This is a genomic window from Nostoc sp. CMAA1605 (assembly GCF_021596505.1).
Lineage (GTDB): Bacteria > Cyanobacteriota > Cyanobacteriia > Cyanobacteriales > Nostocaceae > Trichormus.
Genome location: NZ_PJIZ01000124.1, coordinates 1 through 26107, shown reverse-complemented (window position 1 = coordinate 26107; position 26107 = coordinate 1). Strand labels below are relative to the sequence as shown.

Genomic DNA, 26107 nt, shown 5'->3' with positions numbered 1-26107 from the left:
TCAATTCCCACTCGGCTGCACTTCCGGTAGCTTTTCATTTTTCTGGGGTGGTACTTGTACAGGTGGGTTATTTGTGGGGGAGTTTTGTTTGACTTCTACTGTGGGGACTACGACACCAGAAGAATCTGTATTTTTAGACTCTGTGGCTGGTACAGTCGGTACTACCACGGGATTGGATTGATTGGATGGTTTTTCTCCTGAAGATGGGGGAGATGGCTGGGTAGTAGTATTGGTGGTGGTAGCGGGTGAGGTTTTTTCTGATGTGTTGGCGGGGTTAGTTTTGCGGGAGGAACGAACTTGGCGCAGTTTTTCTACTAGGGATGATGAATTGGCTGTGTCAGGTGCGGTGGGAGATGGTTGAGTATTGACAGATGTTGATTCTTGTGTATTTGCTTGGGGTGTTGTTGTGGCGGAACTGGTGCTAGTGGGTTGAGTTTGCGGTTCTATGAGGTTGCGTCTGCGTCGTTTAAAGTTGGAAACAGGTGCAGTATCTCTAGAACCGACATTGACTGATTGTTGATTATTATTTTCTGTTGGGGAATTGACGGTGGTGTTGTTATTCTCTGGTACGATGGGACGCTCTTCAAATAATGGTTTCGAGGGTGATTTGGGTTGAGATTGAGAGAAAATATTGGTGATGCCAAAACCGGCTGTTGCTGCCATTACAGCCACAACAACACCCAAGACAACCCTAGAGGCTGATACCTTTTGCAGCATTAGGTTGAGGTTTTTGACTGGCGATGATTTTTGTACGTTGCTGATTATGTTTCCAGCCACGGGATTTTCCTGTTGATATACAGATAAATCAATGGTAGGGACTGCATAGGTGGGGACAACTTGTGGCGCAAGGTTGACACCGCTACCTGGTAATAGTTGCAGCCACTCCGCTACAGTCGCAGGACGAAAACGCGATTCTACAGCCATTCCACGCATCACGGCTTGGTTGACGGCTGCACTGAGATGGGGTTGGAGTTCGCGGGGGGTTGGCATTTGTTCGCGATCGCGCAACAATGCAGGTAAGGGAACTTGCCCTGTTAACAGAGCGTACAAAGTTGCCGCTAAACCATAAACATCTGTAGCGGGTGTGCGTGTCGCTTGAGTTAAATACTGTTCAATGGGAGAATATCCTTCTGATACTAGCCCTGTGTGAGTTTGTTTCACACCACTATTAAATTCACGGGCAATACCAAAGTCAATTAGAACGACTTCTTGAGTTCCTTGACGCAGAATAATATTATCTGGCTTCACATCTCGGTGCAGCAAACCATTGCTGTGAACTACCTGCAACGCTGCACCAATTTGTCGGATGTAATGAATAGCTGTTTCTTCTGGTAAGGGGATTCCTGGTAAAATAAACGCCTCTCCCAAGGTTTCCCCAGGAATGTATTCCATCACCATGTAAGGTAAGTCATCTTCCTCAAAAAAGTCACTGACACGGACAATATTGGGATGGACACAGGTGGCTAATCTTCTAGCTTCATCTAGGAATTGTTGCTCAAACTTCGCAAAATCTGGGTGTTTTCGCAGTTTTTCGTTAATTGTTTTCATCACCACTTCCTGTTCTAAGTAGTGATGAGTGGCTTTAAAGGTGATACCAAAGCCACCGCGTCCAATTTCTTGGATGAGGGTATATTTTCCCCCCTGCAAAATTTTGCCTGCTAACATAGAGAGTTTTGCGTCCTGAGTCCTAATTCCTGAATAAGAATACGGTACTGGTTTCTAATTGTTGGGGGACTACCAAAATATTAAGTCTGTCTGTATTGATTGTATGGAATCAGCCTAGCTAACACCGACGATGCAATTACGGACAATTTATTTTTGGTATTTCCCACCATAGTCAAACCCTCTGGTGGCTGACTGTAGGTTTTTCTTTCTAATCATACAGTAGGAGCAAAACAATGCCTATTTAAAAGAAGATATGCCAGATTATATAAAGATTTAGTAAATCAAGTATCAGGGCAGAAATCACTTTAATGCGTCGATTTGGACTTATACGACGACGGGAAACTAATAGACGAATCAGTAACCACAGTGAATAAAGTTGAATGGGTAGAAAGATGAGGATTAATCCAATAATAGCTGTGCGAAAGGCTCTATCGGCAGTTTCATCTGCCCAGGATATTTTTTCAAAATCATCATTATCTACATCATCTGGAATTGTCTCGTCTCCAGCAACGGCTGTCTCAAAATCAGACGATACTAAAACTGTTTTGGCTGGTTCTATATCGGTTGGAGATACTTGTAATTGAATCCAACCCACAGCTACTGTCAGATGCCATGCCATGTTCACGGTAGACTCATTTGCTAAATAGCAGTGAATGCCTTGTGATTCTAATAGTTGCTTTGCTAAGTTAGCGTCAACATAATTACTAAATGTAGCTATGGTGACAAGACTGTTAACCATGAATTTCTGATATTTTTTTCAATTTCTGTAGTATCCCGCTAAGGATGTGTTTGCGTAGATACTACACTTGTGGATTATACAGTCAATAGTTAACAGGTCACTAAAAACAATAGAATTCTTATTTAATTTAAAAAAAGATGACATAAATAATATAGGAATCTGCTTTAATTTGGTGGAATTGTTGGCGGAGGGAGGAAACAGGGGAGAAGAAATAAAAGTGTACCTAGCTTCACAAAAATCAAATCCGATTCCTCATATCTAAATTCCTTGTTTCTGTTTTCTGTGAAGAATTTCCTGCATAAGTTAAAACATCTTGCTTGTATTTATGATTGAACCAAAAATTTATGATGTTGGTAGAAAAATATGAATCCTATTGTCATTCCAGCTTTTACCCCTAATGAGACAGCCTGTCTAGTTCAAAACAACGCAAATAAACTACAGATAGAGAATTAAACGGATATCTGAGAATAAAACCTGCATAGCTAGACAAATAACCTCAATTTAGCGGCATTATGTTCAAAATGCTGCCATTTGGGTATTTAATTCAAGTATGTGAATCAAAATCTCAGCCAATGCGAGGTGAAGCAGTAAATATGAATACTGCATCCATATCAAGGTACTGGACAATTTGGTGCATTAATCTGGCGAATCAACAGGTGGGGTATAAAAAGTGTGATGTGTCTTCAGCACGGGATTTTGTGCAGCAACGGGTGCAAAATTGCTCAAATGATGAGTTGCAATCTACTCTATTGGAAAATTTTCACGCCGATAATTGGACGATAAATGAGCTAATTAATCGTGGTTTAGCGGGGTTGTGTTTGCGGTGTTATGTTTCCTATGGAGTTCTCAAATCTTGTCAAAAGATTAATAGTCTCTTTAGTGGGGAAAAGTCTTTCAACTATCGGGATTTGCTGCGATGTGTCCTAGATGATGATGGGAATAAATTGGTTGTTTTGGATAGCGATCGCCAGACTCAATTTATTCTAAATGAAGATGGTGTAACTCATCCGGCAACTTATAAGTTGTTTACAGTGGAAGTCTTACGCAAATTTAAGCATGACTCCCAAGCAAGAATGAGTTTAGATAATTGGACTTACTTGCAAACCAAACAAAATCCTGAACTGCGAAATTTTCTATCAGAGTTTGGTTTTCAGTGTCATAGTGATTGGTCTTTATTAAATCGCGTTCGACCTAAACAAATAGCAATTTTAGCAGATCGATCGCGCCAACTTGTGAAAGTATTTCATGCTGTCTATCGTCGAGATAGACGTAAACAACGCAAAATTACAGTAGGGAAATGTCCAGATCCTACTAATTTGCAATTGCAGGAAATGCTGGAATTATTACAGGAATATGGCATCATCATCAACGCTACAGAAGAGTTGAAAAGTGAACTTAAACAAGTAGCTATGCAGTTGCGACAATACGATATCTGGAGTTACAGAGAACCCCTCGAAACTCCTGATTATGAAACAGGTGTCTATTCTCTTAGAAGAGATTTACCAACGGTTTGTTACGATATATCAAATTTAGATAAACAGGAAATTGTAGAGTTTGTAAATCAAAAATTTCAAGAGATTTTATCTGAGGCGATCGCTCAAGAAGTTAGTCGCACAATTACTAAACTCAAAAGTAGTAAAAATTATGCTCCTTTAGCTCACAAATATCTGCCAGGATTAAAACTTTATTATTGTGAGTTTAAGTCACTCAAGGAAATTGCTCCTGTATTAGAAATGACTAGTTGGGATCAGACAAGACGCATATTAAATCCTGGTGAACTCTTATGCAAAGTACGTACATTTACTGTACAAAAACTCCTCGAATGTATGTTAAAAGAGGCTGGTATTAGAGGTTTAACTACTATTCCGCCGACACCTGAATATCTGCAAACTTTGGCTGAACAAATCGAAAATTTTGCCGATTTAGAAGTTTTCACGGAAGCAGGAGAAGAAATTAGAGCAGGTAAAAACCGTTCTCTGGATAGTTTATATGCTCAAAAACTGCGTGATTATCTACTAACTAACTAATTAGCTAGTAATTACGGGAAGTTTTTATTTTTTATGTGTGTCATTGTTTCTAAATAAAAGTATTGTTCATTACACCAAGATAAGTAGAGTCAATTAATTTTAATCGCTGAGATATCGAATTGAATTCAAGGAATAACCCATGATTAACATTCAAAAAAATTCCAATAACTTAAGATTAATAATGCCGGAGTCAATTTTGCTAGAGCCAGAGCATTTTGAAACAGCAAAAAATATTACTTATCAAGTATTTAATGAATTGCAACAGTGGCAAATATATTTAAATTTCTTGGCCACATTGGGATTCATTCACTGGTTAAAAGAACATTTACCAGAGCAGCAAATTTACCAAAATCAGCCGAGCAATGATAATTTTACTTATATTCAAATAGATAAATTCAAGCTTTGTTTGATTGCCACGGAAAATCTATTAGATGAATTGGTTAATATACCTGAGTATACTATTACTGAACCAGAAGCGACTGCTCATTTATATGTTGTAATTGAAGTTTTAGAAGAACAGGCAGAATTAATTATCAGAGGAATTCTACGCTACGATCAAATTATAGCTTACATAAAAACAAGCGGGCTAAATTCAATTAGTAATTACTATCAAATACCATTAGCAGTATTTGATATAGAACCAAATCATATTATATTTTACTGCCGCTTTTTAGATGTGGCTGCAATTCCCTTGCCTGAATTAAAATCCGTCAATGCAGCTCATCATGTAGGACAGTCTTTACAACCCCATAAAACTAAATTAAGTCAATGGTTGCAGGGCATTTTTCTGGATGAATGGCAAGCAATTACAGCCCTGATTAACCCTGAGATGAGTTTAGCATTAAATATCAGAAATAGTGCTGAAGGTGTGAAACGGGGCAAAATTATTAATCTAGGGATCAGACTTGGTAATTATCATGTTGTCATGTTGATTAGTATTCAAGAAGAGTCTGAAGAAAAAATTCGTGTATTAATTCAATTACATCCCAGTGGAGATGCTAAGTTTCTCCGTCCTAATCTCAAACTTACCTTGCTATCAAAACTAGGCAAATCACTGTGCGAAGTCACATCTAGAAGTCAAGATAATTATATTCAAGTTAATCCTTTTCATGGCGAGAAAGGAAAACAGTTTAGTGTGGAAGTGAGCTTAGATAACATCAAAATAAAAGAAGATTTTGAAATCTAGAATTATACCAATTTTGGATTTTGCATTAAAAGCCTAGATTCTTAGACTGTTCCAGAGTCTCGAAACAATACATACTAGCTATCACCATTTGGTATTAGATTTATTTCCGTAATTGAACGATTGAAATCTAAAATACTTAAATCAATTATCTTAACTGAAAAATAAATTTGACTGCAATTTTCTAATTTCTTCAAGACTATGAAGTAATATTAGATACATTAATGCGCCACAAAAATTAAAGTAGTGATTAGTCCTAACAGTTTATGATGAGCATTGATTAAAGCCTCTACTTGGTGTAGTGTTAACAAAGTATGTTTTAAAACAATTTTAATTGTTAACTAAGTTAACTAGAGCCTTGAAATATAGAGTGGAGACAAGAAATTATAAATATTTCTTGTGAATGTCGCTCCCCAAGAATTATAAAAATCAACCTTCCCGTACCCCACACCCATTTTTAAAGCAAGTCTACTGTTCACTATTAATTACCATCAATAATCAACAATACTAACTATAATCTTTCGCAGTTATGCAAATATTCTTTCTAAGAAAATAAAATATCTATCAATCTTTGACAATTCAAAGTATCATTTAAATAAAAAATCTAGCAATTATAGACAAAAAGCTATAAATTCAGTTGAGAAATAAAAATTGGCTTAATAGTCTCGATATAATAATGAGCAAGACAGTTGTCATAAGTTTGGGTAATGGTGATTTGTACACGGGATTTCCCAGTGTGAAGGCTCAAATTTGGTCAGCGAGTCATCATGCACCAGAACAATGTTTAGGTAGCTTACCTGCTGCGCCTAATTTGCGAGAACTATATATAAGTTGGCGAACAAATTATCAGGCTTTATGTACTCGTCAATCAATGCGTTCTCAAGATTGGGAAGAAGATGACGAACTAGAAATAGAAGCGGGGGCTATTACTAATGTTTCCATCATAGATTTTGATGAATTATGTCAACAGTTGCAGTGTAATATTAATACATGGCTAAAATCTACGGAATTTTTGACAATTGAACGCAGATTGCGATCGCAACTCCACCCAGCAGAAGAAATCCGCGTCATTTTAGAAACCAACGATGAAACTCTCCGTCCACTACCTTGGCATTGTTGGGAGTTTTTGCGAGATTATCCCAAGGCAGAGTTAGCACTTTCGCGGACAGAGTATCAACGAAGAGATACTACACAAACTCCATACAATCGCCACAAAGTCAGGATATTAGCTATCTTAGGCAGCACTCAAGGTATTGATGTCCAAAGAGAAACTGCATTTCTGCAAAGCCTAGAAAATATAGCAGAAGTGGTGCAGTTAAATCAACCCTCACGCCAAGAATGCAATAGGCAGCTTTGGGATGCTGTAGGCTGGGACATCTTATTTTTTGCCGGTCATAGTCACAGCCAAGGTGACACAGGCATAGTTTACATTAATGACAAACCCACTAACAATAGTCTGACGATTCGCGAGTTAGAAGAAGCCCTCACCGCCGCCATTGATAGAGGTTTAAAGTTAGCTATTTTTAACTCTTGTGATGGACTGGGATTAGCTAATGCTTTGGGAAAACTGCATATTCCCCAAGTCATTGTCATGCGCGAACCAGTCCCGAACTGCGTCGCCCAGGAATTCTTCCAAAACTTCCTCCAAGCCTTTGCTATCAAGCGTCAATCTTTATATCTAGCAGTACAAGAAGCGCGCAGGCAGTTACAAGGATTAGAAGATGATTTTCCCTGTGCTTCTTGGTTGCCTGTGATTTGTCAAAACCCGGCTGTAGAACCGCCGACTTGGTGGCAATTGGGCGGTATCCCTCCTTGTCCCTATCGGGGTTTATCTGCTTTCCGAGAACAAGACGCACATTTATTTTTTGGTAGGGAAGAGTTCACGACTAATTTAGTCAGAACTGTGAAAAAAAAGCAGTTTGTGGCGGTAGTGGGGGCCAGTGGCAGTGGTAAATCTAGTTTAGTATTTGCGGGGTTGATTCCTCAGTTGCGGCAAGAACTGCATGGGCGATGGCAAATTATAGCTTTTCGTCCAGGAAAAAACCCCTTTGAAGCGTTAGCAACGGCGTTAGTGAATTTAGCTCAGGATTTTCCGGCTATTTGCCTAGAAAGTATCTTGGGCTTACCAAAAGATACTAGCAATACTCGCTTACTAGAACTAGATTTAGCGATCGCACTGCAAGAAAATCACCAATTACTCCCTAAAATTCTAGAACAGTTTGTACAGCAAGAATTTGGTACTCGCTTACTCCTGATTGCAGACCAATTTGAGGAACTTTATACCCTATCTTCCGAAGCCCAACGTCAGCCTTTTTTAGATTTATTACTCAATGCCTCTAGTTTCACACCCGCCTTTACCATCGTCTTAACCTTGCGGGCTGACTTTTACAGCTATGCCCTATCTTACCGTCCCTTTAGTGATGCCTTGCAAGGTGCAGTCCAGAACCTGGGGCCGATGAACCACAAAGAATTACGTCGGGTAATTGAACAGCCTGCAAAACAAATGCGGGTAGGGTTAGAAACAGGATTAACTAAGCAATTAATTGCCGAAATAGACCAACAACCAGGAAGTTTACCATTATTAGAATTTGCCCTGACACAACTTTGGGCAAAACAGCAAAATCGCCTACTCACACATCAAGCCTATCAAGCCATTGGTGGTGTCGAAGAAGCCTTAGCTAACCACGCCGAGGCTGTGTATGCCCAGTTACCAGCAGCAGACAGACTCAGGGCGCAACAAATCTTTATTCAATTGGTACGTTTAGGGAATGAGACAGAAGCTACCCGCAGGTTAGCAAATCGTGAGGAAATTAAGTCAGAAAACTGGAATTTAGTGACACATCTTGCTTCCTCGCGTCTAGTCGTCACCAACCGCAATGAGTCTACAGGGGAAGAAACAGTAGAGATTGTCCATGAGGCATTGATTAGAAACTGGGGTAGGTTAGAACATTGGCTGTTGACGAATGGGGAATTTCTGCGTTGGCGAGAACAATTGCGGATTGCGATCGCCCAATGGGAAAATAGCAGCCATGATCAAGGCGCATTATTACGCGGTAAACCCTTAATAGATGCTCAAGAATGGCAACAACAACGCTGTTGTGAACTCAATTCCAAAGAAATCCAGTTTATTGCCAAAAGCTTAGAACTCAAAGAACTAGAAGCCCAACAACAACAGCACCGACGTAAACTCCTGACTTTCTTTCTCACTGCTGGTTTAGTCGTTTCCCTCGGTCTAGCTATTGTCGCTTGGTGGCAAAGTCAAAAGGCGCGTACTAGCGAAATTAAAGAAATCCATTCCTTAGCTGAAGCCTTAACTAATACCAATCAAGAATTAGATGGATTAATTGCCAGTATTAAAGCTGTCAAACGCGTCCAACACACCCAGGGAATTGATAGCAACACTCGCACTCACATCATCGAAACCCTACTACAAGCCATCTACTCTGTAACAGAGAAAAACCGACTAGCAGAACATGAAGGGATGGTAGAAAGTGTGAGTTTTAGTCCTGATGGTCGGTTCATTGCGACAGCCAGCAGAGATAAAACTGTCAAAATTTGGGATTTAAACGGTAAACAACAATCCATCATCCTCAAAGAAGACACAGGCGAAGGCTTTAACAGCGTCGCTTTCAGTCCTGATGGTCAACTCATCGCTACCGCCAGTTGGGATAAAACAGCCAAAATCTGGAGTCGTGACGGTAAACTGCTGCACACTCTCAAGGGGCATCAATACGGAGTTTTAGAAGTAGCCTTTAGTCCCGATAGTCAACGACTAGCTACCGCCAGTTGGGATAAAACCGTGAAAATCTGGAGTCGTGACGGTAAACTGCTACACACTCTCCAAGGGCATACAGATAAGGTCAACAGCGTCACCTTTAGCCCCGATGGTCAACTCATTGCTACCGTCGGTTGGGATAGAACACTCAAACTCTGGAATCTCGATGGTCAAGAATTGCGAACCTTTAAAGGTCATCAAGATATGATTTGGGGTGTCAGTTTTAGCCCCGACGGACAGCAAATTGCTACTGCTAGCGGTGATAGAACTGCCAAAATCTGGAATTTAGATGGTCAAGAACTGCAAACCCTCCAAGGTCACGAAAATGGGGTAAACAGCGTCATATTCAGCCCCGACGGTAAAATAATTGCCACTGCTAGCGGCGATAAAACAGTCAAACTGTGGAAGCGCAACGGTCAACAAATTAAAACCCTCTATGGACACGCCGACGCAGTTAATAGTCTCGCCTTCAGTCCTGACGGTACATTCATCGTGACAGCCAGTAATGACAAAACTGCCAAAATCTGGAAACTCAACAGTCCTCACAGCACTATTGTCAAGGGTCATCAAGACGAGGTTTTCGACTTAGTATTTAGCCCCAATAGTCAACCAGTAACCTGGGATGGGAGAAAACCAGGGACAACAAAAGTGCAGTTGATAGCTACCGCCAGTTGGGACAACACCGCCAAACTCTGGGCTATCAAAGGAAATCAACTGCAAGAACTGCGAACCTTTAATCAGCATCACAACAAGGTCAATAAACTCTCTTTTAGTCCTGATGGTCAGTTAATAGCTACCGCCAGTTGGGATAAAACCGCTAAATTATGGGATCTGGAGGGGAAATTACATCAAACTCTCAAAGGTCACAAAGATACAGTTTGGAGTGTCAATTTCAGCCCCAATGGTCAGTTAATCGCTACCGCCAGTGAAGATAGAACCGTCAAACTCTGGAATCGAGACGGGACATTACGTAAAACTCTCACAGACCATAAAAGTGTAGTAAATACTGCGGTATTTAGTCCAGACAGTCAGCTACTGGCTACAGCAGGTTGGGACAAAACAATCAAAATTTGGTCTATTGACGGTCAACTACAAAGAACATTAACAGGACATAACAGTGGTATTAACAACGTTATCTTCAGTCCTGATGGTCAGCTAATTGCTAGTGCTAGTTGGGATAATACAGCGAAAATCTGGAGTGTTGACGGTAAACTGCTGCATACCTTAGTGGGACATACCAATGTTGTTCACAATGTTGCCTTCAGTCCTGATGGTAAACTTATTGCCACTGCCAGTGGTGATAATACTGTAAAAATCTGGAGTCTTGAAGGTAAACTTTTGCGTACCCTGCGGGGTTACAAGGATGCTGTTTGGAGTGTGCGGTTTAGTGCTGACGGTAAAACTATAGCCACCAGCACTAGGTACAATATCATACTCCGGCGTTTATATTTAGGTGATTTAGATTACGTACTTGAGCCTGCTTGTGATTGGGTGAGAGATTATTTGCAGAATAATCCCTATGTGAAGGCTGATGAAAAGAGTTTGTGTAGTGGAAAGTAATTAGGGGCGGAATACCAATTCGCAATTCGCAATTCGCAATTCGCAATTCGCAATTCGCAATTCGCAATGGGCTAACGTCCCGCTTCGCTAACGCAATGGACTAACGTCCCGCTTCGCACTAAGCGCAGCTATGCCGCAGGCTTTACACAATTAAGAAAGTCAGATACCATCTGGGTTTCAGGCTTTGCATCTGTTGGTTAATTTTGGTGAATTGGTATAAATCATTCGTGAGAAATCTGATACCCGACTTCTCAAATAGGTCGGGTATCTGGAGATTTGAACTATTTCACTAAAATTTGTACTTCCATTGGTTGGAGAGTGACTTTCATCACTCGTATGGGGCCATAACTCTTTTGACCGTTAACTTCTGTGATGTTGGCGTTTTTTACTTCCTCCACTGTTTCTGGAAGTTCAATGTTGCGATCCCTAGATGCGTTGCTAAATAAAATCTTGAAGGTAGGATAATCAGAATTCATGTGGTAATCAACAATTACATATACAGACTCAGTTTTTTCTGTGTTTGTATTGGCTACCACTACCACCTCTTGGTCATTCAAGATGCGGGAGAACGCTAACACACCAGGACTGTAAGGAGAGATGCCATAATTAATGCGATCGCCGGATATGGGACGAAAATATTGCCGTCCGTAGCGTAATGCAGGTTGGGTTTGACGATATTTCGATAGTTCGGATATAGCTTGATAGAAGGGATGATCATGATTGAAACCGCCTCCTGGCTTACCCCATAAAGCTTGACGAACTACAAGATCCCCAAAATCCGTATTTCCTGGGACAGAACCATTAAGTCCCTGTTCCGTACCGTAATACATACAAGGTATCCCTTGTAATGACAATAGACAGGTAATAGCTAAAGTTACTTGGTCTTCAAACTGCCGGGGACGCTCAGGGTTACTGTAGTAAAAGCGACTCTTCACATCATGATTATCGAAGAATGTCACTAAAAATTTGCTGGCTTCACCATGTGAACTGATGATACCCCGTAGGCTTTCTTTGCGACTTTCATAAAACTCTGCGATCGCTTTTGGTGGTTTTAAGCCTTTCAATACTCCTGGAAGTTGAAAGAACAGAGGAAAATCCAAAGCAGCATCCACACCTAATAAATCACCTGATTCATTGGCATGGCGACCGATGAAGTTTCTAATTTTATCCTCTGTGTTGCTTTCATCCGCCCATATTTCGCCAAAAGTAAAGAAATTTTTCTTCCCAATACTTAAAGCAAACTCACGCATGGCATTACCAAAAACTCTGGCAAAATCCGGTTCAATAAACCTCAATGTATCAATGCGAAAGCCATCAATATCAAACTTAGCAATTAAATATTGGTGAATACGAATTAATATATTACGAACTTCCGGTTCATGAGTAATTAATTCTCTTAAGTCGGTAAAATCCCCGCCTTGTTCAGTATCTCCTCTAGTTCCTCTCCGGCGGAAAACCCTGTTTTTACAAAGTTCTCTAGGCCAGACTACAGCATCAGGATGCAAGTCAGGGTCTTGTTCCACAGGTGCATCTATCCATTGTGGATGCGCCTCACCATTTTTATCATGCCACCTAATATCATAGGGTTGTTCCCCATATTGATCAGTTGACTCAACAGTTTTGCCATTAATGAAATAACTGAAAACATTGCCGACATGATTCAATACAATATCAAAAATTACATAAATTCCGCGTGCATGAGCCTCATCAATTAAGGCTTGCAACTCTTCCTCTGGATGCTCTTTATTAGTAACAAATCGCGGATCAATTTGTAAAAAGTCTTGGATACCATAGCCGTGGTATGTAGGTTTATACTGACAATTCTTTAATACCGGAGTAATCCAAATTGCCCCTACACCTAATTTTTCTAAGTATTCCAACTTTTGACGAATACCTTCCAAAGTGCCACCTTGGAAAACCAGACCATTTCTCCCTAAAAAATTACCATTCCCATCAAAATTATCCCACGCACTCACAGGCGCAGCAGATGGGTTGTTAAAGCGGTCAACCATAATAAAGTAAATCCAGACATCCCGCCAATCTTCCGGTGATGGAAAAGGTGATATTACTTCCCTCTGGATCACATCTTGATTTTCATTGACCAAATTAATTTGTTTCTTGGTAGTTCTCTTAGCTGCACTGAGAACATCTTGAACTAATCGGTCATATATTGAGCTAACCATTCCACTCTCCCCAGGTATCTATGACTTTTGTCCTGTATCAGAGAATCTTCTCAACATAGAGATAGATACCAGCCGTTTGAGCTTATGCAGTTACTAGGGGATTGGGGACTGGGGACTGGGGACTGGGGACTGGGGAGACGGAATATTAATGACTAATGACTATTGACTAATGACTATTGACTAATGACTATTGACTATTGACTAACAATCCTAATTTTATTTGCGGCTCTTGTGGCTTTGTCTCTCGCCTCTTCGATACTACCGCCTTTAGCTAAAGCTACTCCCATGCGACGATAGGGATGGGCGGTGGGTTTCCCAAATAATTTAATATCTACATCTTTTTCTGATAGTGCCTCAGCTACACCTGTAAAGGCAATGTCATCTGATTTTTCTGATGCTAAAATTACGGCACTGGCAGAAGCCCCTAATTGTTCTATGTGGGGAATTGGTAAGCCTAAAACGGCTCTAAGATGTAACTCAAATTCGTTGAGATTTTGGGAGATTAATGTCACCATGCCCGTATCATGAGGACGGGGGGATAATTCAGAGAAAATTACTTCATCTTTGGTGATGAAAAACTCTACACCAAAAATGCCTGCACCCCCTAGAGCATCGGTGACTTTTTTGGCGATTTCTTGGGCTTGTAATATTTTATCTGGGGAAATTTCTGCGGGTTGCCAAGATTCTTGATAGTCTCCTCGCTCTTGACGATGCCCAATGGGTGAACAGTAGATGGTCGGAGCGTTCCACTGTTTAATTGTTAATAGGGTGATTTCAATTTCAAAGTTGATAAATTCTTCGATAATCACCTTTTGACTGTCGCCTCTGGAATTAGCGATCGCATAATTCCAAGCCTGTTCTACTTCCTCTGCTGTCTGCACTACAGATTGTCCTTTCCCAGAGGAAGACATCACTGGTTTTACTACATTAGGAAAACCAATTTCATCGGCAACTTTTACTAATTCTTCTAAGCTCACTGCATAACCATATTTAGCAGTTCTCACCCCTAATTCTTGATGGGCTAATTCTCTAATTCTGTCGCGATTCATTGTGTAATTCGTCGCGGCTGCTGTGGGAATAACTGTTATCCCTCGCTGTTCAAATTCCAGCAATTTTTCCGTTCTAATTGCTTCGATTTCTGGTATAATTAGGTCAGGTTTATGCTGAGTGACTACAGCTTCTAAATCATCAGCACTCAGCATTGATATGACCTCAAAACAGTCAGCCACCTGCATAGCGGGTGCATTAGCATAGCGGTCAACTGCTATTACATAATTGCCCAGTCTTTGGGCTGCAATTACAAATTCTTTGCCGAGTTCTCCTGCCCCCAATAACATGAGTTTGCAGGGGAGTTTGATGGAATTAATCATTGACTTGTACCAGCCAGTTTTAACCTAGCAACCTGATAATTTTGAGATTCTAATTATCATCTGCCAAATAATTAAACCTAGCTCCCCGCAGTTGTAAATCTTTACGTTGCTGCTTATTTAAGCCATTACCTAAACCGAGTTGACACTCTTCTACTAAGGTATCTATCCAGATAGTTTCATTGAGTGCTGCACCTCTAAGATCAGCTTTTCGCAGATCAGCGTTGGTAAAATTCACGAAAATTAGGTCAGCATTTAATAAACTGCTGCCTTGTAGATTCGCCCCTGTTAAATTCGCCCGAATTAAATTCACTTCATTTAAAATCAAACCCGATAAATCAGCCCCAGATAAGTTAGGGAATTTGACTTGACGAGGATTTTGCAAAAATTCCATCACACAATTGATGTTGGCATCATTGAGTCGAATTTTCGTCAAAAACTGGTAGCGTCCTAAACCTAATTCTTGAAGAATTTGTAGACGTTGTGGCGGAGTCTGCTCTAGAAAGTGAATAGCATTCGAGCGGAGGTCTTGAGTATGATGATTGATCATGATCATTACTTGGCACTATATCTAACTATCGGATGCACGGCTAAAGTTATCTATAGCCAGATGAACAACACTAACATGAGAACCCAGTCAAATCCCCCACTCAGACAAAGGGTAACATCTGACTTTCATAACTACGGCAAACTTTTGGTAAACTAAGTTGCAGAATTTTTAAAGAATTAGTTTCTCTATCATGACTCCCAGGAGTTAGGGGGCAGAGGGGAAGCATACAGTATCTAAGTTGTGATAGCTGTAACCCATGAGATAAACGCATCAGGGAAAGGCTTTTCCAGATGTAACCCGTCTCCTGCTATCAGTGGGGAGTGAAGATGAGGAAACAATTTTCCTGTATAGCCAAACAACTTGCTGTTTCTGGGCTTCCCCCTGCTCCCGTTCGGCTGACGCTCACGGCGGAAGCCTGCCCCCTGCCCCCTTTCCTCCTACTTCCTGTCTGCTTCACTTTCTCCTCATGTTGACGCTCCATGCTCAAATCACGGTTAACTTGACAAATTTGCTCAGTTTGTGTATCTGTTAATGCCAAGATTGGTAGTAAATTTTGCCTTAGAGCGTTCATTTGCTCTCACCCGTTCTCCAATGACTCGATCTCAGCTAATTCTAACCAGCGATTGGTGGCGATATCAATTGCTTGTTTGAGCGATTCTACTTGTTCGTAGAGTTGCTGGACTTTGGTGTAGTTACCGGGAGTGACTGTTGCTAGTGCTTGCTCAGTTTGGGCTTTTTCTGCCTCTAATTGAGCAATTTTAGTTTCTAGCTGCTCAAATTCCCGTTTTTCCCAATTAGATAACCTACGTTTCTTTTTATTGTCTACATTCCTAGTTTGCGATGTAACTTTTGATTCTTCAGAATTTTTTGTTTTTTCTTTAGTGTTGGCGGTGTTTTGTTGTGCTTCTTCAGCTTTCTTGTAGTCAAGATACACTGAGTAATTGCCTGGATATTGTCGCAGGCTACCGCTTTCTTCTAGTGCGAATATTGTATCAACGGTGCGGTCTAAAAAGTAGCGATCGTGAGAAACTACGATGACACAACCGTTAAAGTCTTCTAGGTAGTCTTCTAATACAGCGAGGGTTTGCACGTCTAGATCATTGGTTGGTTCGTCTAAAATCAACACATTCGGCGCGCTAATCAGAATCCGCAACAGAAATAACCGCCGCTTCTCACCACCAGAGAGTTTATAAATGGGGGCGTACTGCTGATTTCCCGGAAACAGAAATCTTTCTAGCATCTGGGAAGCCGTAATTTTTGTACCGTCGGCGATTTTGACAAATTCCCCTTCTTCTTTAATGTAATCAATCACGCGCTGATTTTCATCTAAGGCAGTGAGTAATGCTTCAGAATGCTGGTCGAAATAACCGATATGAATGGTAGAACCAATTTCTACATTCCCTGCATCTGGCTCTACTCTGCCGGTAATGATATTCATTAATGTGGATTTACCTGCGCCGTTCCCACCGATGATTCCCACTCGGTCTTCGGGGCTAAATTCGTAGGTAAAGTTCTGAATTAGGGTACGTTCGTTGTAGGATTTGCTAATGTTACTGAGTTCAATGACTTTTTTGCCAATGCGGCGGCTAACTGTGGAGATATCTACTTTACCCTGAGTTTGTTTAAACTCGGTTTCGCGCATAGCTTGGACACGTTGAATTCTGGCTTTTTGTTTGGTGCTACGGGCTTTTGGCCCCCGTTTTAACCATTCTAGTTCCCTTCTTAATACGCCTTGGTGCTTACGTTGGCTACTTTGGGCTGATTCTTCCGCTAGGGCTTTCTTTTCAAGGTAGTATGAGTAGTTACCTGAGTAGGTGTAAATGTCACCCCGGTCAATTTCAATAATACGATTGGTGACTTGATCTAAAAAATAGCGATCGTGGGTGATTAAGAACAATGCACCACGGAAACGATTCAGATAGCTTTGTAACCATTCTACAGATAGAGCATCGAGATGGTTGGTTGGCTCATCCATCAGCAAAACATCGGGGTTTGCGAGTAAGGCTGTGGCTAGGGCGATGCGTTTACGGTAGCCTCCAGATAAAGTCCCTATGGGTGCATCAAAGTCAACAATTCCTAACTTACTGAGGATGATTTTGGCATTGGTTTCTAATTCCCACGCGCCAGTTGCGTCCATGCGCTGCATCACCACAGACAAGCGGGACATTAATTGACTATCTTCTGGGTAATGGGCTAACTTGTCAGAAATTTCTTCATACTCTTTGACTAAGGCCATTTGTTCGCCACTGTCAGCAAAAATTTGCTCTAAAACTGTGCGATTTTCATCTAAATCGGGCTGTTGGGGTAGGTAGATAATGTTAGCACTAGAGCTGCAAGTAATTTGACCGCTATCGATTGGTTCTAATCCGGCGATCATTTTTAATAGTGTTGATTTACCAGAACCATTGGTGCCAATTAAACCCACTTTGTCAGTGACATCTATACTAAAGCTGGCATCTTTTAAAATCTCTTTGATTCCAAAGTCTTTTTTAACTGATTGTAGGGTGATGATGCTCATAGAATTTTAAAAGCAGCTGATGAACTGATAGGTGGGGCATGAAGCTCACTTTTGGAGATGCACTAAAGAGAAATCTGAGAGATTGGGGAAATTCCAAGATTTATCTATGAGGTACATGAATTTTAATCACAATGTACCTCAAAATTCTGCCTAATTTTCGACAAATAAATCAAGTGGTAGATGCCCATACATTTCGTTGATGCCTCCTTCTTTATGAGATTGGCAAGAAACTAATACACCCCGATGATGTCCTACATAAGAATCGAGATAACATAAGCCATTTTTGCCATTCAATTTGATATAAACTGGCCCTTCTACTACTGGTAAGTCGATGGGTACTTCATAACCCAAGGCATGGGAATAGGTTCTCATCGCAAGTAGGGCTTCGGCGGCTGTATCTGCACAAATTCCCAGGATTTGATAGTCGGAAAGTTTGGTGAATAAAATTAATGCTTGACGCACTAATTCTTTCTCCGATGGTTTGAGAATGGGGGCGATGTCTAAACAGTTAAATTTGTTGAGAATTTTTTTGGCTTCTGTAGTTGTCAGGTTGGGGTGATTGGGCATTGGCATATATTGTTTCATGGTTGGGAAAATCTTGTTGTGTGTGATTAGGCAAATTATAGTCAGTTTTGGGTATTACCCAGGTTAAAAATAAAGGGAAAATTCCCTTGGGATTCACTACCCATGACTAAGACTTTAGGCATCTGTGCGCCGCCAGTTTTCCAGGCTTCAATTGCTTCTTTTTGTAGCACTAATTGTCCACCTTGGGCTTTGAGGGTTTCCGCCAAGAGTCTTTGAGCTTCGGCTTTACCTTTGGCGCGATTAATTTCTGCTTGGGCTTCTTGTTCTGCTTCTCTAGCAACATAGACGGCTCTTTGGGCGCGTTGTTCAGCAATTTGTTTTTCTTCTACGGCTTTAGCAAATTCAGGAGAGAAGGTGAGATCAATGACGCTAGTATCTAATACTATTATTCCATATTTATCCAGGCGATCGCCTAGTGCATTATCAAAGTCTTCTTTGAGTTCACTACGCTTAGTAATCGCTTCTTCTACTGTTCTTTTCGCTGCCGCAATTTTAAATGCTTCCTGTGTTTGGGGAGCAATAATTTTCGAGACAATATTCTCTAATGTTCCTTGTTTTCTTCTCACTTCTACTACCTGGGTAGGATCTAAACGAAAGTTAATCGCAAACCTTGCAGTTAAATTCTGCAAATCTTTAGTAGAACTTTCGGCGGGAACCTCAAATTTCTGCACCGTTAAATCATACACATCAATTACTGAAATGAAAGGTGGTTTTACGTGAATACCTTCAATTAAAGCACCATCTCTGGCTTTCCCTAATATGCTAATGACTCCTGCTTGTCCTGGGTTGATAATAATAAAAGAATTTAACCCAACAATCACAAGGATAGCTAAAAATATCCCCAAAACAGTGGTTTGCCAATTGCCTAATTGTTGATTTTTCAAGGTTTTCTCTCCTTATGAGTGCTGTTAGCGGGGATTTTAGCCTGTGTTGAGTAAATTTATTATAGGTGAGTGGCTTTTTGTGGTGTATTGATGAGGTGAGGCTAAAAAATACCGGTAGTCTCTCCATTCCATGACTAAATTTCTTGACGACAACTTACCTATATAGTTATCTACGCTATTAACTTTTAGTTATAGTAAAGACTTCCAACTCCTAACTCACAATTCCTAACTCAGCACTTAGTCAGGGTAGGTGATTCACGGGGAACAGGGGATACTCAAAGAGTTGGATGGGCTAGCAGTCCCCATCCAACACCATCTGTTTAAAAAGCACGGTTTCAAACCCTCCAGTAGTTGAGGAAGTAAACAACCTCTATCTGTTCCCTGTTCCCCCGCAGTCGCTTCACCTGGGGAAACCCTTTCCCTACAGGATACATCGTGAACGCATTGGCGCAGCCTCTCGTAGAGAAGCGTCTCGGTGGCGCAGTTTCTCGTGTACATCCTTATTTAACGCCTGTTGAATTGTGGACACTAATATCGTCAACCAATTTTGTTAGCGACAGTTTGTTTGGTTGGAAATCAAATTTAATGTTTGACTTTGCTAGGGGAAATTAGTGTGGTAGTTAAGCAGCAGGATTTTATCATTGCTTAGTTAGGAATTAAAGATATTTTGGGGCAATTTTCCATGATTTAGCTGCTCACGGTGACTACTTGGATAGAAGAGTCATTTTTTGAGGGTCACAATAAGTTGCTCTGGTGTAACTTGGCACAGAATATCTAGCATAACTTACGGTTGGAGGCATATAAACACCTACAGAGTTTGGAGTTAGCTGATGTTGACGAAGGCTGTACAGGGGGTTTAATGTCTATCTTGAGTGATGATGTTAACCAACTTGAGCATGATATTATCCAAGTAACCACAACTATTGTAGTCATTCACGGGGCGTTTTTTGTGTGGGCTACCTTGGTAGTTGGGATGGCTACTTTACCGCCAAAGTAACATGAAAGCGATCGCTCTTGGTGCGGCTTTCCCTCCCCTAATATTGCGAAGTGCCAATTTTGATGTGAGCTTTCGCGACCTCGGCAGTGGATAATGAAACAATGGTGATACAAATTTGCTAAGGCTCACGCAGAGACAACAGAGGCGCAGAGAGAATAACGAATTAATATGATGTTTGGCAATAATCAATCGGAATCTAGGGAAAATCTTTGGCGTGGTCAGTTGGATAGATTTGTGAAGGAAAATCAGCAGGAATTGGCGGCTTTGGCTTGGGGTTTGTGGTTAGCAAATGGTGATACTCAAGGTACGATTGGGATTGATTTACAACCGACACCACATTTTGTTTATTGTCCCCAAGAAGCAGTAGAAAAATTAAATATGAATGTGGAAAATCGGCTGCAAGAAATTTTAGGAATTATTGAGCATCATCAGCCGGAAGTTGAAGTTTTAATGATTGGAATTGGGAAGGGCGAAATTAAGTTAATTCAGTTTACACCAGAACCAGCACCACCAGTTTGTTTTGAGCAAGTTGGTCAGGATGTTGATGGTTTATTAGATTTACTAGAACAGCGTCTGGATCAAGCGATCGCTCTCGGTTGATAATGACTTTAGGTTGCTTTGAGGTTGATGGATGAATCTATGCTGTTTTTAACTTGAGTTCGACGAATTTTCAAAACCCCTCTCCCTAGCTTGCTTCTCTGATGATGGCTTAAGTCTACCCGCAGGTGCGCCTCCGTTGGAGACTCACGTTACAATTAGGGAGAAACACTGAAAATATTTCAGAAGTTATTTTGTTCTAGGTTGTGAATTTCCTGATTGGTTGTGCTGTTTGGTCGTATAAAGGTTGGGTAGGAGAACTTTTCCCCCCAAAAACCCGTCCTGCGGATTTTCTCCATCTTTACAGTCGTCGCTTTACCACAGTAGAAGGTAACACAACTTTCTACGCCATACCCAACGCAGAAACCGTTAGTAGATGGGCGACACAAACCCCCCCAGGCTTTGAATTTTGTTTGAAGTTACCACGAGAGATTACGCACAAAGGATTGCTAGAACCTTATATTCCGGCTGCTTTAGAGTTTTTAGCCGGAATGCGCCCTTTAGGTCAGCATTTTGGCCCTATTTTCGCTCAATTACCGCCCAGTTATCCCCCTACATTAATCAACGATTTAGCTAAATTTTTAGCAGCTTGGCCACGCCAAGAATCACCCCTAGCATTAGAGGTGAGACATCCCGACTGGTTTCAAGAACCTTACAGCAGTCAGCTAACTGCAATGTTAGAAACTTTGGGTGTGGGTAGGGTAATTTTAGATTCCCGCCCCATCTATACTGGAGACGATGACCCCCAACTAGAATCAGAACGACGCAAACCCAAACTCCCTGTACAATTTAGCGTCACTGCACCTTTTAGTCTGATTCGATTTATTTCCCATCCCACATTGTCAGTCAATCAGCCATTTATGGAAGAATGGGTAAAACAGATTCAGCAATGGTTGCAATCGGGAGTGAAAATTTACTTCTTCGTTCATTGTCCCCTAGAAGAGCGATCGCCTAGCACCGCCCGTCACTTTCAACAGCTATTAGAACAAAACTCTGTCCCAGTTCCTCCCCTACCTTGGAATCTACTCAACTCACCACCTAATCAACTAAGTTTATGGTGATAATTGGTGTAAATCAGGATGGATGACAAACGCTAAAGTTATTTTTTGAGACAAAGGTGAGATTATGACCCAATCTTTGCCAAAACTACTGACATTTGATGAATTTACCGAATGGTATCCTAATGATGGTAAACGCTACGAACTACATAACGGAGTAATATTTGAAATGCCTCCCCCAACCGGAGAACATGAAAAAGTTGTGGGATTTATAGCTCGTAAGTTAACTGTCGAGTTTGATCGCCTGGATCTTCCTTACACCATACCTAAAACTGCATTAGTTAAAACTCCTAGTGCTGAATCTGCTTATTCACCTGATGTATTGTTATTAAATCTAGATAACCTCAGCAACGAACCACTGTTTCAAAAGCAATCAACAGTCAGTCAAGCTGCATCTGTACCATTGGTGGTTGAGGTTGTATCGACTAACTGGCGAGATGATTACTACAACAAATTTGCTGACTACGAGGAAATGGGCATTCCTGAATATTGGATTGCTGACTATGCTGCTTTGGGGGCTAGAAAATTTATCGGTAATCCTAAACAACCAACTATTTTTGTCTGTACTTTAGTTGATGGTGAATATCAAATGACTCCGTTTCAAGGTAACACAGTAATTAAATCACCTACTTTTCCTCAATTAAATTTAACTGCACAGCAGATTTTTGACGCTGCTAAATAATGCGATAAAATCAGTATATTTATTTAACTTTTTAATTACTACTGATACCGATAATTTCAATCATTTCTAGCTTGATTTCTTGCACAAATACATCAATTTTTAGCAGTGGCTTAAACAGAAATATTTTGGTTTGAAATTATATCCGATTAGACACCTTCTATATACAGCAAATTCGAGGTTTATGAGGTGCAGTAGCAACAATGAGTAAACCAATTTTTTAGATGCTTTGGATCAACTAATGTCAATGCAATTTTAATTAAACCATCAACTACAGATGCACTCTTAGGAGAAAACTGTTTGAGAAAGGCTTTTAATTGTGACCACCAATGTTCAATTGGATTAAATTCAGGGGAATAAGGAGATAGATAAAGAACACTTGCTCCTACAGATTCAATCAGAGGCTGAATTTCAGCGACTTTATGTGCTGGCAGATTATCCATGACAACGACTGCACCAACCCATAATTGTGGAAGTAAAAAATGCTCTACAAAAACTTTATAAGCTTCTCCATTCATTGAGCCGTTTAGGGTCATCACAGCTAAAACTTTTTTTAAGCTAATTCCTCCAATTACACTTATTTTCGCACCTCGGTAATATGGTTTAAAATCATAGGCTCTACTTCCGCTATCGCTGCGAGCATGAGTTCTAGTCAAACCAAGCAAAACACCCATTTCATCTATAAACACAAGGTTTTCTGGGTCTATGTTTTTTACTTTCTCCCAATATTCTAATCTCAGTTTTTGAACTCTTGGAGTTTTCGCTTGGCTACTACGCAAAGTCTTTTTTTTCGTGTTAATTCTTGTTTTTGCAATGCACAACACATCACACTTGCACACACCCAAATGTTATATTTTTCACCAAAATATTCGCAATATTCCAATAAAGTTAAATCTGGGTAACTTTGAACCATTTCTGCTAATTCGCTACCATAATCATCTAGCTTACCCTTCATTGTTCCACCTTGCTTTTTGGGTACTAGATGCCCTTCCAATCTTTTTTGCCTGATTAGCTTCTGCACATAGCTTTTTGCTACACCAAATTGCACAGCTACCCCTCGAATTGATGTATCACCCTTTTCGTAAGCACTTACTATTTTTTCTCGCAAATCGATTGAGTACGGTTTCATTTTAATTTTTGATGCACTAATAATAAGTGTACCTTATTTACCTCGAAAGTGCTGTATTAAGCTTTATAAAATCATGATTTTATGACTTTGGGAATATATTTCATTAAGGATAAGCAAAAAAGAGTAATAATAGTGATCACAAGCGTTTTTGATCAACACTTATTGAGTTTATTTTCTAATAGGGGTAACACCCCTCTTGTCAAAATTACCAAAAAGTTCGCATAGAACACTGCGGTTGAACTCATATTCATGGGTTCAATATTGCTGTGGCTGATCACTTTTAAAGCTTCTACATCACAGGAGGTGCAGATGAGTCGTCTTATCTATGAAAATTCTGTTTCATATAAGGGATATCTCATCATTCCATTTGTTTTTGGCAAAGCAGATAAGTACGAAATTTATTCGTATAAATTGTTGTCAGAAATTGGACGTAAAAGTCACTTACATAAAGCAGAAAATCCTGCACAGATTTACGGTAATAGCACTGGTAATATCGTAGAAATTGCCAAGGAACATCTAGATAAAAATGCAGATTTTGTTAGTGAACGTGACATTTTCCAATCTCGCTATGTCTATCGTCGCAATTTAATTATCCTCTTCCATGAAAATGGTAGGTACTTCTACGATCATTACCCACCAGAATTGTTAAATAATATTGCTGCTCCCAAATTGTTCAAATCAGAGTATGAATGCTTAAAATGGGTTAAGCAAGGACTAGACGGACAATATTTAGGGCAAACAGCTATTTAGAAATTAATCGTCTGACTTTTCACTTTATGTGGAAAAGTTAACACAAAACCTAACCCCCTAACCCCCTTCCCTAGCAGGGAAGGGGAAAAATTAAAGCATCTCTCCTTGCAGCTACGGTGTACACACAAGTGATCGAATTCCTCTGTTTACCCCACCCTAACCCTCCCCTTGGAAATGGGAGGGAACTAGATTTTCTTAGAATTAATCATGGGGAATTTCTAATTGGAATTACCTATGATTATTTTGTCTATTTGTTTTAATAAATCTGCTAAACTGCCGGAATTATCCAAGACAAAATCAGCCATAGCAGCTTTTTCTTGTAAAGATAGTTGACTATTAATCCTCGCTGTTGCTTGTTCTGAATTTAACTGATTGCGTTCCATTAATCTTTGTAGTTGCTGAAGTTCAGAACAAGTCACCACCCAAATTTCTGTCACTAAATCAGTCATTTGGGCTTCAAATAATAAAGGTATGACTAAAACTATTGTTGATGTAGATTGATTAATAGCTTGAACAAAGCGATCGCGCACATAGGGATGAATGATACTATCTATCCATTGGCGTTCGGCTGGATGGGAAAAAATCATCTCTCCCAACCGAGAACGATTTAGATTACTATCAGCCAGTAATATTTCTTGACCGTAACGCTGGGCGATCGCATCTAAAATAGGTGAATCTATAGCTACTGCATCCCTAGCATAGATATCTGCATCGAAAACAGGTAAACCATAGACGTTCGCCAAATAATTGGCGACAGTAGATTTACCCGTAGCAATACCCCCAGTTAAGCCGATAATGTGGTTAGTCATTAGTCAATAGTTAAAAGTTTTCTATCCATTTGACTAAGGCTTGACTTAAGCCATCTAATGTATATTCTTCGGCTTCTACATCGACTCTGCCAAATAATTCATGACAGGTTTTAGAAGTTTGGGGGCCAATAGAAGCAATGCAGACTCCTTTTAAAGCGTTGGCGACATTACTTGTAAAAATAGTGTCTACCAATTGATAGAAAAATTGTACTGTCTTAGAACTGGCAAAGGTAATTGCATCGACTTCGCCATTTTTTAAAGCGGATGCGGCAACTGGTGGGATACTACTAGGACAGCATGACTGATAAGCTGCTACTTCTGTCACTGCTGCGCCTTTAGCGTTAAATTCCTTCACCAACACTTCCCTACCACCGCTTTCGACTCTGGGAAAGAGTATCTTTTTTCCTGGGAGTGCTTCGGGGAAGGTTTCTATCAAAGAGTCAGCGACAAAATTGGGAGGAGTAAAATCAGCTTGGAGTCCCCGTTGTTTGAGACATTGGGAGGTTTTTTCCCCGACGACAGCAATTTTTACCCCAGCTAAAGCACGGCTATCTTTACCTTGAGTCTGCAATCTGTCAAAGAAGTAGTCTACAGCATTGGTAGAAGTCAAAATTAACCAGTGAAATTCCGATAAATTATTTATCGCTGTATCTAAGCCTTCCCAACTAGAAGGAGGTGCAATTTCTAAAGCTGGCATTTCGATTACTTTAGCACCATAGGAGGTGAGGCGATCGCTAAATTGACTTGATTGTCCAGCCGAACGGGTGACTAAAATAGTTTTACCAGCCAAAGGTAAGTTACTAGACATAGCTTGGAGATGAGAATTTTGATCCTTTGAAGATATTGTCTCAGGTTGTAGGTAATTACGTAGCCCCACAACTTCCCCAACCACAATGACAGCCGGTGACAGCGATAAGCCAGCCGTTTGTTCTAAAATATCTCCCAGTTTACCAGCCCAAATCTGTTGCTGTGTTGTGCCAGCCCAACGGATAATTGCTATGGGTGTAAGATGCGATCGGCCATGTCGCTGTAATTGATGGACAATTTCCCCA

Annotated in this window: 22 protein-coding genes; 9 read left to right on the top strand and 13 right to left on the bottom strand. The window is 40.5% G+C overall.

Going from position 1 to position 26107, the window contains the following annotated elements:
- The gene (locus CV014_RS26945) at positions 1–1665 is read right to left on the bottom strand and encodes a serine/threonine protein kinase (protein WP_236144825.1); all 1665 of its coding nucleotides are present in this window, start codon (positions 1663–1665) and stop codon (positions 1–3) included.
- A 241-nt stretch (positions 1666–1906) separates the two neighbouring features.
- On the bottom strand, positions 1907–2404 hold the full coding sequence (locus tag CV014_RS26940) for a putative signal transducing protein (RefSeq protein ID WP_236144824.1): 498 nt from the start codon (positions 2402–2404) through the stop codon (positions 1907–1909).
- A 593-nt stretch (positions 2405–2997) separates the two neighbouring features.
- Between CV014_RS26940 and CV014_RS26935 the strand changes: the two genes are divergently transcribed.
- The 3 genes from CV014_RS26935 to CV014_RS26925 all read left to right on the top strand — a co-directional run bounded on the left by CV014_RS26935 (position 2998) and on the right by CV014_RS26925 (position 10949).
- A complete protein-coding gene (locus CV014_RS26935; protein WP_236144823.1) occupies positions 2998–4431 on the top strand; it encodes a hypothetical protein in 1434 nt (477 codons plus the stop codon).
- Between the two features lie 139 nt (positions 4432–4570).
- A complete protein-coding gene (locus tag CV014_RS26930; RefSeq protein ID WP_236144822.1) occupies positions 4571–5617 on the top strand; it encodes a DUF1822 family protein in 1047 nt (348 codons plus the stop codon).
- A 673-nt stretch (positions 5618–6290) separates the two neighbouring features.
- On the top strand, positions 6291–10949 hold the full coding sequence (locus tag CV014_RS26925; protein ID WP_236144821.1) for an nSTAND1 domain-containing NTPase: 4659 nt from the start codon (positions 6291–6293) through the stop codon (positions 10947–10949).
- A 281-nt stretch (positions 10950–11230) separates the two neighbouring features.
- Here the strand turns inward: CV014_RS26925 and CV014_RS26920 are convergent, their stop codons facing one another.
- Positions 11231–13132 (bottom strand): alpha-amylase family glycosyl hydrolase, encoded by a 1902-nt coding sequence (locus tag CV014_RS26920; RefSeq protein ID WP_236144820.1) that lies wholly within the window; start codon positions 13130–13132, stop codon positions 11231–11233.
- Positions 13133–13159: 27 nt separating this feature from the next.
- On the opposite strand from CV014_RS26920, the gene CV014_RS30255 reads away from it, so the two are divergent.
- The gene (locus tag CV014_RS30255; RefSeq protein ID WP_268964917.1) at positions 13160–13288 is read left to right on the top strand and encodes a hypothetical protein; all 129 of its coding nucleotides are present in this window, start codon (positions 13160–13162) and stop codon (positions 13286–13288) included.
- Positions 13289–13326: 38 nt separating this feature from the next.
- On the opposite strand, the gene purT is transcribed toward CV014_RS30255, so the two are convergent.
- The 6 genes from purT to CV014_RS26890 all read right to left on the bottom strand — a co-directional run bounded on the left by purT (position 13327) and on the right by CV014_RS26890 (position 19036).
- Complete coding sequence (gene purT / locus CV014_RS26915) at positions 13327–14502, bottom strand: formate-dependent phosphoribosylglycinamide formyltransferase (protein WP_236144819.1); 1176 nt, start codon at positions 14500–14502, stop codon at positions 13327–13329.
- A gap of 49 nt (positions 14503–14551) precedes the next feature.
- The gene (locus CV014_RS26910; RefSeq protein WP_236144818.1) at positions 14552–15049 is read right to left on the bottom strand and encodes a pentapeptide repeat-containing protein; all 498 of its coding nucleotides are present in this window, start codon (positions 15047–15049) and stop codon (positions 14552–14554) included.
- A 310-nt stretch (positions 15050–15359) separates the two neighbouring features.
- Positions 15360–15620, bottom strand: a complete 261-nt coding sequence (locus CV014_RS26905) for a hypothetical protein (RefSeq protein ID WP_236144817.1) — start codon at positions 15618–15620, stop codon at positions 15360–15362.
- Positions 15621–15626: 6 nt separating this feature from the next.
- Complete coding sequence (locus CV014_RS26900; protein ID WP_236144816.1) at positions 15627–17567, bottom strand: ABC-F family ATP-binding cassette domain-containing protein; 1941 nt, start codon at positions 17565–17567, stop codon at positions 15627–15629.
- A 150-nt stretch (positions 17568–17717) separates the two neighbouring features.
- A complete protein-coding gene (locus CV014_RS26895) occupies positions 17718–18140 on the bottom strand; it encodes a DUF1824 family protein (RefSeq protein ID WP_103140910.1) in 423 nt (140 codons plus the stop codon).
- 53 nt (positions 18141–18193) lie between these two features.
- Complete coding sequence (locus CV014_RS26890) at positions 18194–19036, bottom strand: prohibitin family protein (protein WP_236144815.1); 843 nt, start codon at positions 19034–19036, stop codon at positions 18194–18196.
- Positions 19037–19826: 790 nt separating this feature from the next.
- Here CV014_RS26890 and CV014_RS26885 point away from each other — a divergent pair.
- The 4 genes from CV014_RS26885 (at position 19827) to CV014_RS26870 (ending at position 22370) form a co-directional block, all read left to right on the top strand.
- A complete protein-coding gene (locus CV014_RS26885) occupies positions 19827–20033 on the top strand; it encodes a hypothetical protein (protein WP_236144814.1) in 207 nt (68 codons plus the stop codon).
- Between the two features lie 168 nt (positions 20034–20201).
- Positions 20202–20633 (top strand): beta-carboxysome assembly chaperone CcmS, encoded by a 432-nt coding sequence (gene ccmS, locus CV014_RS26880; protein WP_236144813.1) that lies wholly within the window; start codon positions 20202–20204, stop codon positions 20631–20633.
- Positions 20634–20836: 203 nt separating this feature from the next.
- Positions 20837–21691 (top strand): DUF72 domain-containing protein, encoded by an 855-nt coding sequence (locus CV014_RS26875; RefSeq protein WP_236144812.1) that lies wholly within the window; start codon positions 20837–20839, stop codon positions 21689–21691.
- 64 nt (positions 21692–21755) lie between these two features.
- A complete protein-coding gene (locus tag CV014_RS26870; protein WP_236144811.1) occupies positions 21756–22370 on the top strand; it encodes a Uma2 family endonuclease in 615 nt (204 codons plus the stop codon).
- Positions 22371–22549: 179 nt separating this feature from the next.
- Here the strand turns inward: CV014_RS26870 and CV014_RS26865 are convergent, their stop codons facing one another.
- Together CV014_RS26865 and CV014_RS26860 are read right to left on the bottom strand one after the other, a co-directional pair.
- Complete coding sequence (locus tag CV014_RS26865; RefSeq protein WP_236143961.1) at positions 22550–23191, bottom strand: IS630 family transposase; 642 nt, start codon at positions 23189–23191, stop codon at positions 22550–22552.
- Positions 23104–23496, bottom strand: a complete 393-nt coding sequence (locus CV014_RS26860; protein ID WP_236144810.1) for a helix-turn-helix domain-containing protein — start codon at positions 23494–23496, stop codon at positions 23104–23106. Before CV014_RS26860 ends, CV014_RS26865 begins: the two co-directional genes overlap by 88 nt.
- A gap of 309 nt (positions 23497–23805) precedes the next feature.
- On the opposite strand from CV014_RS26860, the gene CV014_RS26855 reads away from it, so the two are divergent.
- Complete coding sequence (locus CV014_RS26855) at positions 23806–24246, top strand: hypothetical protein (RefSeq protein WP_236144826.1); 441 nt, start codon at positions 23806–23808, stop codon at positions 24244–24246.
- A 218-nt stretch (positions 24247–24464) separates the two neighbouring features.
- Here CV014_RS26855 and coaE read toward each other — a convergent pair whose 3' ends face one another.
- Both coaE and CV014_RS26845 read right to left on the bottom strand, forming a co-directional pair.
- On the bottom strand, positions 24465–25055 hold the full coding sequence (gene coaE, locus CV014_RS26850; RefSeq protein ID WP_236144809.1) for a dephospho-CoA kinase: 591 nt from the start codon (positions 25053–25055) through the stop codon (positions 24465–24467).
- Between the two features lie 10 nt (positions 25056–25065).
- A partial coding sequence (locus CV014_RS26845; RefSeq protein WP_236144808.1) for a uroporphyrinogen-III synthase occupies positions 25066–26107 on the bottom strand: 1042 nt, incomplete at its 5' end.

Bases quoted from the DNA above. Each gene is read 5' to 3' on its own strand.
- purT (WP_236144819.1), bottom strand. From the start codon at position 14,502: ATGATTAATTCCATCAAACTCCCCTGCAAACTCATGTTATTGGGGGCA.
- CV014_RS26940 (WP_236144824.1), bottom strand. From the start codon at position 2,404: ATGGTTAACAGTCTTGTCACCATAGCTACATTTAGTAATTATGTTGAC.
- CV014_RS26910 (WP_236144818.1), bottom strand. From the start codon at position 15,049: ATGATCAATCATCATACTCAAGACCTCCGCTCGAATGCTATTCACTTT.
- CV014_RS26855 (WP_236144826.1), top strand. From the start codon at position 23,806: ATGAGTCGTCTTATCTATGAAAATTCTGTTTCATATAAGGGATATCTC.
- CV014_RS26895 (WP_103140910.1), bottom strand. From the start codon at position 18,140: ATGCCAATGCCCAATCACCCCAACCTGACAACTACAGAAGCCAAAAAA.
- CV014_RS26935 (WP_236144823.1), top strand. From the start codon at position 2,998: ATGAATACTGCATCCATATCAAGGTACTGGACAATTTGGTGCATTAAT.
- CV014_RS26945 (WP_236144825.1), bottom strand. From the start codon at position 1,665: ATGTTAGCAGGCAAAATTTTGCAGGGGGGAAAATATACCCTCATCCAA.
- CV014_RS26905 (WP_236144817.1), bottom strand. From the start codon at position 15,620: ATGAACGCTCTAAGGCAAAATTTACTACCAATCTTGGCATTAACAGAT.
- CV014_RS26920 (WP_236144820.1), bottom strand. From the start codon at position 13,132: ATGGTTAGCTCAATATATGACCGATTAGTTCAAGATGTTCTCAGTGCA.
- ccmS (WP_236144813.1), top strand. From the start codon at position 20,202: ATGATGTTTGGCAATAATCAATCGGAATCTAGGGAAAATCTTTGGCGT.
- CV014_RS26900 (WP_236144816.1), bottom strand. From the start codon at position 17,567: ATGAGCATCATCACCCTACAATCAGTTAAAAAAGACTTTGGAATCAAA.
- CV014_RS26925 (WP_236144821.1), top strand. From the start codon at position 6,291: ATGAGCAAGACAGTTGTCATAAGTTTGGGTAATGGTGATTTGTACACG.
- coaE (WP_236144809.1), bottom strand. From the start codon at position 25,055: ATGACTAACCACATTATCGGCTTAACTGGGGGTATTGCTACGGGTAAA.
- CV014_RS26860 (WP_236144810.1), bottom strand. From the start codon at position 23,496: ATGAAACCGTACTCAATCGATTTGCGAGAAAAAATAGTAAGTGCTTAC.
- CV014_RS26870 (WP_236144811.1), top strand. From the start codon at position 21,756: ATGACCCAATCTTTGCCAAAACTACTGACATTTGATGAATTTACCGAA.
- CV014_RS26930 (WP_236144822.1), top strand. From the start codon at position 4,571: ATGATTAACATTCAAAAAAATTCCAATAACTTAAGATTAATAATGCCG.